The sequence below is a fragment of the Limnoraphis robusta BA-68 BA1 genome (assembly GCF_034932365.1).
In the GTDB taxonomy this organism is placed as follows: Bacteria; Cyanobacteriota; Cyanobacteriia; order Cyanobacteriales; family Microcoleaceae; genus Capilliphycus; species Capilliphycus robustus.
The window spans coordinates 38,581-51,472 of the sequence record NZ_JAYGHR010000067.1; the positions used below are offsets into that span (position 1 = coordinate 38,581).

A 12,892-nucleotide genomic window follows, 5' to 3' on the forward strand; every position below is an offset into this window, starting at 1 on the left:
AATAAACCGGTTTTTTCAAGCTAAAATCAATGTATGGACTGAAATCATCTATCTTCATTTCACTATGGGTATTCTGCCGGAAATGTTAACAACCAGTTCTTTCATTCCTCATGGTCACTGTTATCTTTGGAAACCTCAACTGGTCAGCTTACACGTCATTTCTGATTTACTCATCTTTTTGGCTTACTTCTCGATTCCGGCTACCCTATTTTACTTTGTCCGTAAGCGAAAAGATCTGCCCTATGTTCATATTTTCCTGCTGTTTGCTGCGTTTATTATTGCTTGTGGTTTGACTCACTTTCTGGGAATTGTCACACTCTGGTATCCGATTTATTGGGTATCGGGAATCGTCAAAGCAATTACAGCCTTTGTTTCCGTTTTGACAGCCGTTGCTATCATTCCGATTGTTCCCCAAGTTTTAGCTTTAAAAAGTCCTGCTGAACTCGAACGCATTAATGAAGCCCTACGTCAGAGCGAAGAACGGTTTCGTTTAGCGTTGCAAAATTCTCCCATTACCTTCTGTATTCAAGATTGTGAGTTACGTTATAGCTGGATTTATAACCCCGCTCCCGGCTTTACGGTTGAACAGATTATAGGTCAGTTAGAAACAGATATATTATCGGCGGAAGAAGCTCAAAAAATCATCGCAATTAAGCAACCTGTATTAGAGACAGGCGTGAGAAATCGTCAGGAGTTTTTGAATAATCAAAACGGAGAATTACGTTACTTTGATATTAATGTAGAACCTCTAAGAGATAGCCATAATAATATTATTGGGCTTACCAGTGTTGCGCTTGATATTACCGAACGCAAACAAGCCGAACTCGAACGTCAACGCGCCCAACAACTACAACGAGCGAAAGAAGCGGCTGAATCTGCGAATGTTGCTAAAAGTCGTTTTTTGGCAAATATGAGCCATGAACTTCGTACTCCTTTAAATGCCATTTTGGGGTTTACTCAACTGTTGCTTAGACAGCCTCAATTCTCCGATGAACCAACAAGCGAGTATCTGAAAATTATTCATCGTAGTGGAAAACATCTCCTCAACTTAATTAATGATATTCTTACCTTGTCTAAAGTTGAAGCGGGTCGAGTTTCCCTGAAAGCAAAACCGTTTGATTTGTATGCTTTGCTTAAAAGCATCGAAGAAATGTTTTCCCTCAGCGCAGCAAATAAAAGATTAACGCTGGAGTTTAAAATGGGTGCAGATGTTCCTCGGGGTTTGAAAGCCGATGAGGAAAAATTGCGACAAATTCTGATTAATTTGCTGTCTAATGCGGTTAAGTTTACCTCAACAGGTAGCGTGACTTTAACGGTTCGTTCTAAAAATGTTTCCGATGACATCAATTCAAACTGTGAACTTCTGTTTGAGGTGAGAGATACCGGGATGGGAATTGCACCTGATGAACTAGATAAAATCTTTGAACCCTTTACTCAGACTGAAATAGGTGAGAAAGTTAAACAAGGAACTGGACTCGGTTTGGCAATTTGTCGCGAATTTGTGGAGTTGATGGGAGGTGATATTACGGTTGAGAGTCAGTTAGGGATGGGAAGTATATTTCAGTTTTATCTCCCGTTAGAACAGGTAGAGTTGGAGGATATTGAACCCGAACTTCCCCAGCATCGGGTTATGGGTTTGATGAAAGATCAACCTGAATATCGGATTTTAGTGGCTGAAGACCGTGCTGATAATCGTCAATTGATTGTTAAACTTTTAGAAACGGTAGGTTTTCAAGTGAAAGCAGCCCAAAATGGTCGAGAAGCGGTTGAACTTTGGGAGAGTTGGTCGCCTCATTTGATTTGGATGGATATGCAAATGCCTGTGATGAATGGTTATCAGGCGATTGAAAAAATTAAAGCGACACCCAAAGGGAAAGAAACGATTATTATTGCCTTAACTGCTTCGGCTTTTGAGGAAGATTACCACAAAATTCTCGCTCTCGGTTGCAATGATTTTGTTCGGAAACCCTTTCAAGAACAGGAGATTTTTGCTAAAATTAAGCAATATTTGGATGTATCCTATGTTTATCAAGATCAACAGCTAGACTTGACCCATCAACCCCCGACAAACCGGGAGCGAAATCACCTCGTTCGAGAAGATTTTGCGGTGATGCCTCTTTCATGGCGACAGCAACTTCATCAAGCGGCTTATCTCGCCAATGAAGCAGAAATTGCTCAGTTAATTCGACAGATTCCTCGAACTGAAACGTTTCTGCTTGAACGACTAACAGAACTGGTCAATCGTCTTCTGTTTGAAGAAATTGAAGTTTTAACTAAACCTGAATCTCTATGAATACTATACCCTATCTTGAACCTTCTGAATATATTTTACTGGTTGATGACGAGTTGGATAATCTAACTGTTCTTTCAGCTTTATTGGCTCAACAAGGTTACACGGTGCGCCGAGTTTTGAATGGACAAAAAGCCTTAAATTTACTGCGTTCCAAGGAACCTCCAGCGTTAGTTATGCTCGATATTATGATGCCTGAAATGGATGGCTATGAACTGTGTAAACAGATTAAAACGGATGAAAAAACACAAGATATTTCGGTGATTTTTTTAAGTGCTTTAGATGAGGTAAAAAATAAAGTCAAAGGGTTTGAAGTAGGAGGATCAGACTATATTACGAAACCTTTTGAGTCATTAGAAGTGATGGCTCGGGTTGAGAATCAACTGGGTTTACGAAAGCTGAAACAACATATTAAACTCGAAGCACAGTTAAGACAATCTCTAATTAAAGAAAAAGAACTGACGGAATTAAAACGACGAATTATTACAACTATTTCTCACGAATATCGCACGCCCTTATCGGTGATTCTCAGCTCGGCGGAACTGCTAGAACATTACTGTGATTCTGAAAATGAAAAGCAGCAAAAGCATATTAAGCGGATTCAACAAATGGTACAACATCTCAGCAGTTTGGTGAATGATGTGGCATTAATTAATGAATTTGAACAAGACCAAGTGATTCTGAAACCTATCACTTTAAATTTAATTGAATTTGGTAAAATTTTGATTTCTGAGATAAAGTTGGTTAGAAAAGTTAAACAAAAAATTAACTTTTCCTATCAAGGAGATGAGTTCTTGGCTAAATGGGATGAGAGAATTTTACGACAAATGTTGAGCCATTTACTCTCGAATGCTATTAAATTTTCTCCGGCTGATAGTGAGATTGATTTAAAATTAATTCAACAACAAGATACCATTCAGTTTCAGGTACAAGATCGAGGAATTGGTATTCTCGCCGAGAACCAGGAGAAAATTTTTGATCCGTTTTATCGGGGGGATAATATTGGGACGATTCAAGGAGAAGGTGTGGGTTTAGCGATTGTCAAAAAATGTGTGAATTTGTACGGAGGTCAAATTCAATTGAAAACAGAGCTGAACAAAGGTACAATATTTATAATTACTTTGCCCATCCCGAAAAATTGAGGAGATGTGAAAAAAAGAAAACTATCTTAAAAGACGCTGAGGCTGATCAATCCCATAACCCTGAGCAAAATCAACACCAATCTCTCTTAAAATCTCCAGTGTCGCCGGATTTTCGACAAATTCAGCTATCGTTTTCACCCCCATCGCATGACCGATTTTATTCACACTTTCAAGCAAAGCATATTCGATCTTTGCCGTTTGAATCTCTTTAACAGAACTACTGTCAATTTTTAAATAATCCCAAGAAAGATGCTTCAAATAAGCCAGGGAACTCATCCCGCCTCCAAAATGATCAATTGCACAACAGCATCCCAATTGTTTGAGGGTTTGAATAAACTCCCTCGTTTGAGATAAAGAAGCGATCGCCACCGTTTCAGGAATTTCAAAACAGAGGCTTTGAGCAATCACTTGATGTTGCGTCAGTTGAACTTTGAGAAAGTCGATAAATTCCTGATTTTTAATACTACTCCCCGCTAAATTAATCATATATAAGCACTCGGTTTGCTGCTCCTGTTCTTCAGAGATTAACTGTTCGTAGTTTTGAAGAAAAGTATTAATCACCCATCGATCAATAGCCAGCATCAAATTATAACGTTCAGCCGTTGGCAAAAACGCCATAGGCGGTACTAAATCCCCTGTCTCATCAACCAAACGGAGCAACAGTTCATAATATTTTTTACTGTCCGTCGTGCTGTTTAGAGGTACAATTTTTTGAGCATAGAGACGAAACCGATCTTCGCGCAAAGCGTGATTAATCTCCAAAATCCATTGTCTCTCTCGGTGTCGCTCTGCTCGTTCTTCATCCTCAATTTCGTAGACATGAATGCAGTTTCGACCCCTAGCCTTCGCCGCGTAACAAGCCGCATCAGCCGCACCCAAAACACTCGATAAATCTGGTGTATAACCATCAATTTTCACTAAACCAATACTGACTCCAATTGAAAATACTTGATCCTGCCAACTGAAACGAAAATCTTGAATTAACTTTCTCACCGTTTCCGCAACTTCTTTTCCATCCGCTAGCGTGCAACCATGCAGCAACAAACCAAATTCATCGCCGCCCAAACGAGCCAAACAGTCAGCCGTGCGAACTCGGGTTTGCAGTAGAGCGGTAATTTGACGCAGCAACTCATCTCCAGCCGGATGACCACAAGTATCATTAACCAGTTTAAACTTGTCTAAGTCCAGAAAGCAAAAAACATGATTTTGCTCTTCGGTTTGAGCCGAGGTAATTGCCGCCATGATTTTCTGCTCAAAGGCTTGTCGATTCAGTAATCCGGTCAGGTGGTCATGGCTTGCCTGCCAAGAGAGCTGACGGCTCAATAAACGCGATTGGGTGACATCCCGGAACACCAATACCACACCCCGAATTTGACCTTGATGATCTCGAATGGGAGCTGCCGAATCTTCAATGGCATACTCTGTTCCTTCCCGAGAAATGAGTAGGGTATGATGGGTCAGATGAACAATTTCCGCATGATGTAAAACCTGTTCGACGGGATTTTCTAAAGGTTGTCGCGTCAGTTCATCAACAATCCTAAACACTTGAGAAAGGGACTGTCCGCGAACTTGATGATTTTTCCAGCCTGTGAGTTGCTCGGCGACTGGGTTGAGATACTCAACTTTACCCTGTTCATCGGTGGTAATCACCCCATCTCCAATTGATTCTAAGGTAATTTGAGCCTGTTCTTTTTCTCGAATCAGAGCTTTTTCGATTTCTTCTCGATGTTGTATTTCTTGTTTGAGTTGAGTATTCGCTGCTAATAGTTCTGTGGTGCGTTCTTCTACTCTGTGTTCTAACAGGATATTGACTTGGCGGAGTTGTTCTTCAACCTGTTGGCGGCGCTGTATTTCCTGTTGTAAACGTTCAACTTGTTGTTCGAGTAATTGAGTCAGATGACGCACAGACAAATGAGCCTGAATGCGAGCCAGTGCTTCTTGAGGATGGATGGGTTTAGTAATATAGTCTGCTGCTCCTAACAGCAACCCTTGAACTTTATTATCGGTTTCTGAAAGAGCCGTCATAAAGATAACGGGAATATCTCGGGTAGAGGGTGAGGCTTTTAACCGACGACAAACCTCATACCCATCCATATCCGGCATTCGGATATCGAGTAAAATCAGATCGGGTTGTTGAGAAGCAGCAATTTCTAAAGCCAATTCTCCGGTGTCAGCAACCAAGACTGCATACTCGGCTCTCAACAGACAAGCGCAAAATATTTCCAGATTGAGTGGATAGTCATCAACCACTAAAATAATACCTGAGTTTAAGTCTTTGTTTATCATTCGCGCCTTGAAAGGATCTTCCACATTCTAATTATCGCCCTTGATTTGAGACATCGGTATCTCAACTGTTTTAACTCACGCCACGCCCACCGGGACTCAACAACACCTAAAAAACTGGGTTCGATAACGAAAAATATAGGCTTGCCTATTGCAGTTACCAGAAACCGGGTTTCTGACAGCAGGAAATCATAGATGAGGGGGATTATTAGTATCAATCAGCAGTTCTTCTATAATCTGACTTAACTGCTTGCAAATTTCAATCAAAATATCGGGACGTTGATAGGTTAAACTGAGTAAGCGATTTTTTTCCAGTTTTAAGAGTTGACAATCCGTTACCGCGATCGCTCCAACCCGAGAAGGAGATTCGGCAAAGAGCTGATATTCTCCAAAATATTCTCCCGATGAAAGCTGTTTAATCATCTGTTGAGTTCCCGCAATTGATTTCAGCAAAGTAACACACCCGCTACTGACAATATAGAGATGAGTGCCGATACTTCCTTCGGAAATAATCACCTCTCCTTCCCTAAACTCTTCTTCGACGAACTCTTGATTGAGAATCAATAATTCATCTAAAGACATCTTCTGAAATAGAGAAATATTTTTCAGCAACAGTATACGATTCATAAAATATAGATTGATATCCGATAGGGGTGCTGTCGATGGAAAAACCTGTTGGACGACTTCTTGAACAAAAGGATCAGGAGTTTGAATTAACAAAGAAGGTACATTCGCCAAAGCCATGATCGCGCCGATTTCTATCCAACGATCTTTACATTCTAAAGCTTCTAACAGCAACTTGTATCCCGTTGTTTTCATCCAGTCGGCGTTGAGGGTGATTTCTACTCTAGATCTTTGTCCATCTGCCCATTGTTCTAAAAGGGGTAAAATCGGTAAAATAAACCGACGATAACGCAAGGAAGCAATCGTTTCAACGGCATTGGCTCGACTTCTTTTATTGGTAGAATAACGCAACACCCGCATCGCTTCTAAGGTGTGATGACATCCTAAAGCGGATAACGCATAAAACACTCGTTCAATGACTCGGAACTGGAAGTCTTGAATGGCGATAGCGAACAGTTTCCAAGAGGAATGTTCATCAGGGAGTTGCCATTTCAAAGTTCTAGAAACCTGTTGTAACTCTAAACTTAAATGCTCATAAAGGATATCTTCCGCCCGATTAGTTCCAATATAACCGATTGCTGTAATCGCTGTTTCTACGACTTCCTGACGCTCGGAGAGCAAGCATTCTTCTACATAGGATAAACCCTTTTCTCCGTAAAATGCGATCGCTTCAGCAGCCCGAGATCGCACCCGACAGTCTATATCCTGTAAAAAAGTCGCCAAATAGGGAAGCATTTGTGGATCTTTAATGACTCCCAAAACTTGTAAAGCCGCCGCCCGAACTTCGGGGTTAGTATTGGTTAATTCTGAGGCGGCTAGTTCTTTTAAACGAATATCTTGAGGAGAAGCTAAATTCACTAAAGCTTTAAACCCTTGTTGTTTGATCTCACAACTGGCAAGCGGTAAAATTTGATATAAAATCGGGATTAACTCCTGTCTGCCTGTATGAGAAATCACATCAATGGTAGCTTGAGCAATCGGACAATCTAATTCCATTTGCCACAATTGTTGACAGGTTTTCTGTATTTGTGGATACAAACTTTGTTGATGTGCCGTTACCGCCACACAAGTTAAGGCGCGAATTTCTTCTTGTTCATCTGTGAGTAAAGTCGTGAGTTGAGTTTCTGGAATAGACTGATTTTGATCAATCAAAAGTTCGAGTGCAACGGCTTTATTCATTGAGTTGTCTGAGTTTAACCCTTGTTGCACCCAATCTAAAATTATCGGTTTCGGTAACTGCCGCAAAAAAGAAACGATTGCTTGTCTTAACTGTGGATCGGCTTGAGTTAATAAAGTATTAACTTCGGGTAGAAATTGCTGCGGGGGTTGCACATAACTTGCTAATTGTAAGCCCAAAATTTGACTATTGTGATCGCGACTGGTGAGGAGATGCTGCACTTCGCTTTGATAATCTGAAGGAAGGGTTAATCCTTTTCGGACTTGATATAAATTCACTGAACCTGAAATCAGCATTTTCATCACGGAGCGCACATAATTTTTCCCGGTTTTAATACTCACTCCGACTAATATTAAACTTAAAATAACACCCAACAAACTAATCGGAAAATAATTCATTGAACTCATCAAGCCCAGTAAAATTAAACCGCCTAGCATTTCACCAACAGGCGAAAATAACCCTTCACTCAAAATTCTAAATGTATCCCGCGCTTGAGGAGGTACTGCACTGTAGTTGAGGCTTTTTAAAGGGTCAGCAATACTTCGATAAATCGCCACATGATTCAGGTTTGCAAAAACAGCAGTCGGAAACCCAAAGTTAACTAAAAACCCGATAAAACTGATTAGGGTTGTGATCGGATAAATCAGGTTAGCACGACTAATTCCGAGTTGTTGGATCAAGGGCGTTGTAACCAGAGAAGTCAGTAATAATTGCACTAAGCTAAAAATTGCTGAACTGATTCCTAAAAAGCTCGTTAGATCTTGGGTTTTGGGAAATTGTTGAGTGTATACGGTAGAAAAGAGAAATTCGGTTAACAGTCTGAGTAATAAGACAATAAAGATACTGACTGCTAAATCAAAAATAATCGGATACTGTTTGGCAAGTCGCGGAAATTTCTGAAGACTATCAATCAATCCTTGACTGGATTGGCTGGGGTCGGGGGGGTTGATTTCAATCGATTTTTGATCTCGTTCGAGGTAAACTAATTGAGCGATCGCGATCGCATAGAGAAAAGGAATGCTTAAGAGTAAATTTTCGGGCGGAATAAACTGTACAATAATGCTACCCAAACTATTAGCTATGAGAAATCCTAGATTCGCACTTAAAGACAAAAATGCGGTGTATCGTTTCAGTTCTAGAGCGGTAAAATAGTCAGAAAATAAGGTCGAAAAGCTGATTTTTATCAGTAAAACACTAATAAGATTAGAAAGAATATATAAACCAAAAAAAGGTAAAGTGCTGCTAGTTTGTTGAGTGATCAGCACTTGAATAGCGCCAACGAACAAAATACTCCCAAACAGTATCCAGCGAAAGAGTTGGATGTGGGAAATGCGGTTAACAACGCCAATAAATGCTGTCGAGACGACAATTAAAACGAGGGGTGTAATTGTAAATAGAAGCGGAAGAGACCCAGGGCCAACGCGATCGAGAAATAAAGAACGGGCCAACAGCGCGAATAAAGCCTGACTGATGGTTAGAGACAGGATCAAAAATAAAAAATGAGCCAGTCGTCGCGTTTGGACTGAGAGCAGTAACTTAGTTGACAATTTATGGTACAACACGGTACTATCTGTAAGATAACAGAATACATCTATGCAACGAGCCTTCAAGACCCAACTCAAACTTAATAACCGTCAAAAGACCTTAATGGCTAAACACGCGGGATATTCTAGATGGGTCTGGAATTGGGCCTTAGCGATGTGGAACGAGGCTTATAAAGAAGGACTAAAACCTTCAACAAACAAGCTTAAAAAATTATACACCAATCACATTAAACCTCAATATTCCTGGCAGTCAACCCTAAGTTCTAGAGTTTATCAATTTGCCTTCATGCACTTAGGGGAAGCTTTCAGTCGCTTTTTTCAAGGCATTGCCAAACATCCTAAGTTCAAGAAAAAAGGCAGAAATGATAGCTTTACGATTGATAATTGTGGCAAAGTAATGAGGTTTTCAGGGAGGAGATTAAAGCTTCCTTTTATTGGATGGGTTAACACTTACGAACCCCTAACCGAAATCCAGACTAAACGAGTTACAATTAGTCGAGTCGCCGATTCTTGGTATATCTCTGTAGGCTATGAGTTTGAGCCAGAACCGACTGTAAAATCAAGAGAATACCTGGGTGTTGATCTTGGGGTTAAGGTATTAGCGACCTGTTCAGATGGTACTGTTTTTGTTAACCCCAGAGCCTACAAAAAAGCGCAAAAAAATCTAGCCAGACTTCAACGCAAACTCTCTAGAAAACAGAAGGGTTCCAATAACAGGAATAAAGCCAAACTCAAATTAGCAAAAGCTTATCAGCGAGTCACAAATATTCGCAAAGTGTCAATTCACAAATTAACCTCATGGCTATGCAAAAACCACGCAGTCATCGGGTTAGAGGATTTGAATGTTTCTGGGATGATGAAAAATCATAAATTAGCGGGTGCTATTGCTGATTCTGCTTTTTATGAAATTCGCCGCCAAGTCGAGTATAAGTCCGAGTGGTACGGTTCAAGAGTAGTGTTTGCTGATAGATTCTATCCGTCAACTAAAACCTGTTCAAATTGCGGTCATGTTCAAGAAATGCCACTCAAAGAACGGGTTTTCAATTGTAAGAATTGCGGTGTAAGCATTGACCGCGATTTGAATGCCAGCCTAAATTTAGAAGGTTATGCCGAGGGCTTCTTGGTGAAAAGCCTGTCTGACCGGGTGCTGCCGACAGTCCGGGGTGATGCAGGAAATAAACATTAACACGGTTTGTACCGCGTTATATCAGTTTTATAAAGCAGGTTCACTCAGCATATGATATACAGCCTAGCCGATAGATTGACTAGATTGTAGTCCAGGGCTGACTTTCAAGCATTTGTTTTGATTTGTTATGAATCCTTGGCAAACTCAAGCGTAAAGTGTAACAATGAATACAGAAAAACAACTTACCTTAATAACCTAAGTTTTTTTTTTGTTTAGAGATTAGGAGTGATCACAGAAGATGAAACTGACCTATCGTACAATTAGTTATGAACTCAATCAGCCCCCGATTGACATGGTTGAAAGCGAACTTGGGGGTAAATATCGGGGAAATGCTTGGCAGGTTCACTATCCAAGACACATTCCTGTTCCTGTTGCAAACTCACATTTAAAGTATCGTGGTGTCGCTTACTGTTCAGAGGACGTCCGAAGCGTTGAGAGTAATGGGATGATGAATGTATCGCCGGAAATTCAACCCCAAACTCCCAAACGGGAACCGACTCCAGAAAATATTATGGCTGTTCATACCACGAATATTTGTCGAATTCTTGAACGTCGCCGACAAGCAGCACAGGCGCGAGGTGATGAGAGATTACTCAAATTGCTAGAATTAGAAGCGCGACAATTAGTATGTTAGTGGTCTTTTAGAAAGCTTCCACCATTTAACCTTAGCGTTAGAAACATCTTCTCATCAACTTTGATCCTATTGCAATCCTAAATGATTTTTAAACTCCAGATTCCCGGTTTCTCCAAGAAGCTGGGAATTTGAATCTGTATTATTTTTTGAGAAGATTATTTTTAAAATTGAAAAAAGAATGCTACAAGAGGCAATAGGCAATCTTGCAAAAGGGAATGGGGAGATGGGAAACTTTGATCACTGGTACGGACAATTGATGAATTACCCCTACAACTGTTGACTGATAACTGTTTTAAGCGATCGCGGTGAAAATATTCCTGATGACTCAAAACCCGAATGTTATCTTTAAGGTAGGGAAAACTCTAGCACAGCCTGCAACTAATCCGTTGTTTTGACTGGCTTTATACCCAGGTTCTTAACCTTTGGTAGAAGTCGCTTTTGGCTGTGAAAGAGTACAGTCAAGCAGGACTAATTTACCCGAATTTCGCTTAAACATTAGGAGGTTAATGATGAAACTCCATCGATTTAGTCTTAGCATGATTCTCACAACTGCAACGCTATTCACCCTAACAACATCTCAGGTGATGGCACAAGAATCTCGCTTTTTTGGGGAACGGGCCAAACCTGATTGCATTCAGGACGCTTTACCCAACGAAGATGTTTCTCCTGAGAAAAATCTCAAAAATTCTCGGTTTCATTGTGGCCGAGAAGAATACACGACTCAACCCCCCTTTCGATAAAAAAATCTCGGCTTCACCGAATTTACTTTTCTCTCATCCCTGCTATCGAAAACTGATATAACACGGTATAAACCGTATTAATGTTTCGTTCCTGCATCACCCCGGACTGTCGGCAGCACCCGGTCAGACAGGCTTTTTACCGAGAAGCCCTCGGCATAATGTAATAAATTCAGACTCGCATTCAAATCACGGTCAACGCTTACACCGCAATTATTACAGTTGAAAACTCGTTCTTTCAGAGCTATTTCTTGAACGTGACCGCAACTTGAACAGGTCTTAGTTGACGGATAGAATCTATCAGCAAAAACTACTACTGAGCCGTACCACTCAGATTTATACTCAACTTGGCGACGAATTTCATAGAGAGCAGAATCAGCAATAGCACCCGCTAACTTGTGATTTTTTAACATCCCAGAAACATTCAAATCCTCTAACCCGATAACTGCGTGGTTTTTGCATAGCCATGAGGTTAATTTGTGAATTCCATCTTTTAGGATGTTAGCCACTCTTTGATATGCTTTTGCGAGTTTCAATCTAGCTTTGTTCCTGTTACTGGAACCCTTCTGTTTTCTTGAGAGTTCGCGTTGAAGTCTGGCTAGATTTTTTTGAGCTTTTTTGTAAGCTCTGGGATTGGCAAAAACAGTACCATCTGAACAGGTCGCCAATGCCTTAACCCCAACATCAACACCCAGATAAACTCTTGATTTAACAGTCTGTTCTGGTTGAAATTCGTAGGCTACAGACAGATACCAAGAATCAGCTACTCGACTAATTGTGACTCGCTTTGTGTTGATTTCAGGTAGGGGTTCATAAGTGAATATCCATCCAATAAAAGGAAGCTTCAATCTCCTCCCTGAAAACCTCATTACTTTGCCACAATTATCAATCGTAAAGCTATCGTTTCTGCCTTTTTTCTTGAATTTAGGATGTTTGGCAACGCCTTGAAAAAAGCGACTGAAAGCTTCCCCTAAGTGCATGAAAGCAAATTGATAAACTCTAGAACTTAGCGTTGACTGCCAGGGATAGTTTGGCTTAATGTGATTGGTGTAGAACTTTTTTAGCTTATTCGTTGAAGGTTTTAAACCCTGTTTGTAAGCTTCATTCCACATCGCTAACGCCCAGTTCCAAACCCACCTAGAATATCCGGCGTGGGTCGCCATTAAGGTTCTTTGACGGTTGTTCAGCTTCAGTTTGGTCTTGAAGGCTCGTTGCATAGATCTATTATCTGATCTTACAGATAGTACCGTTTTGTACCATAAATCGTCTACTAAG

The 12,892-nt window shown here is 40.6% G+C and carries 8 protein-coding genes; 5 read left to right on the forward strand and 3 right to left on the reverse strand.

The annotated features are described in order from the left end of the window. Positions 1-64: 64 nt before the first annotated feature. Both VB836_RS18005 and VB836_RS18010 read left to right on the forward strand, forming a co-directional pair. On the forward strand, positions 65-2,293 hold the full coding sequence (locus VB836_RS18005) for a PAS domain-containing hybrid sensor histidine kinase/response regulator (protein ID WP_323221235.1): 2,229 nt from the start codon (positions 65-67) through the stop codon (positions 2,291-2,293). Beyond that, positions 2,290-3,432 (forward strand): hybrid sensor histidine kinase/response regulator, encoded by a 1,143-nt coding sequence (locus VB836_RS18010; protein ID WP_323221237.1) that lies wholly within the window; start codon positions 2,290-2,292, stop codon positions 3,430-3,432. The genes VB836_RS18005 and VB836_RS18010 overlap by 4 nt, the downstream gene beginning before the upstream one ends. 21 nt (positions 3,433-3,453) lie before the next feature. Here VB836_RS18010 and VB836_RS18015 read toward each other — a convergent pair whose 3' ends face one another. Together VB836_RS18015 and VB836_RS18020 are read right to left on the reverse strand one after the other, a co-directional pair. Beyond that, complete coding sequence (locus VB836_RS18015; protein WP_323221239.1) at positions 3,454-5,718, reverse strand: EAL domain-containing protein; 2,265 nt, start codon at positions 5,716-5,718, stop codon at positions 3,454-3,456. A 186-nt stretch (positions 5,719-5,904) separates the two neighbouring features. Next, positions 5,905-9,063, reverse strand: a complete 3,159-nt coding sequence (locus tag VB836_RS18020; protein ID WP_323221241.1) for a HEAT repeat domain-containing protein — start codon at positions 9,061-9,063, stop codon at positions 5,905-5,907. A 46-nt stretch (positions 9,064-9,109) separates the two neighbouring features. Here VB836_RS18020 and VB836_RS18025 point away from each other — a divergent pair, with 46 nt between their 5' ends. The 3 genes from VB836_RS18025 to VB836_RS18035 all read left to right on the forward strand — a co-directional run bounded on the left by VB836_RS18025 (position 9,110) and on the right by VB836_RS18035 (position 11,620). Further along, positions 9,110-10,246 (forward strand): RNA-guided endonuclease InsQ/TnpB family protein, encoded by a 1,137-nt coding sequence (locus VB836_RS18025; protein WP_323221243.1) that lies wholly within the window; start codon positions 9,110-9,112, stop codon positions 10,244-10,246. A gap of 238 nt (positions 10,247-10,484) precedes the next feature. Beyond that, positions 10,485-10,880 (forward strand): DUF4278 domain-containing protein, encoded by a 396-nt coding sequence (locus tag VB836_RS18030; RefSeq protein ID WP_323221245.1) that lies wholly within the window; start codon positions 10,485-10,487, stop codon positions 10,878-10,880. A gap of 506 nt (positions 10,881-11,386) precedes the next feature. Continuing rightward, positions 11,387-11,620 (forward strand): hypothetical protein, encoded by a 234-nt coding sequence (locus VB836_RS18035; RefSeq protein WP_323221247.1) that lies wholly within the window; start codon positions 11,387-11,389, stop codon positions 11,618-11,620. Between the two features lie 77 nt (positions 11,621-11,697). On the opposite strand, the gene VB836_RS18040 is transcribed toward VB836_RS18035, so the two are convergent. After that, positions 11,698-12,834, reverse strand: coding sequence for an RNA-guided endonuclease InsQ/TnpB family protein (locus VB836_RS18040; RefSeq protein WP_323221248.1), 1,137 nt, complete (start codon positions 12,832-12,834; stop codon positions 11,698-11,700). Between the last annotated feature and the right edge of the window lie 58 nt (positions 12,835-12,892).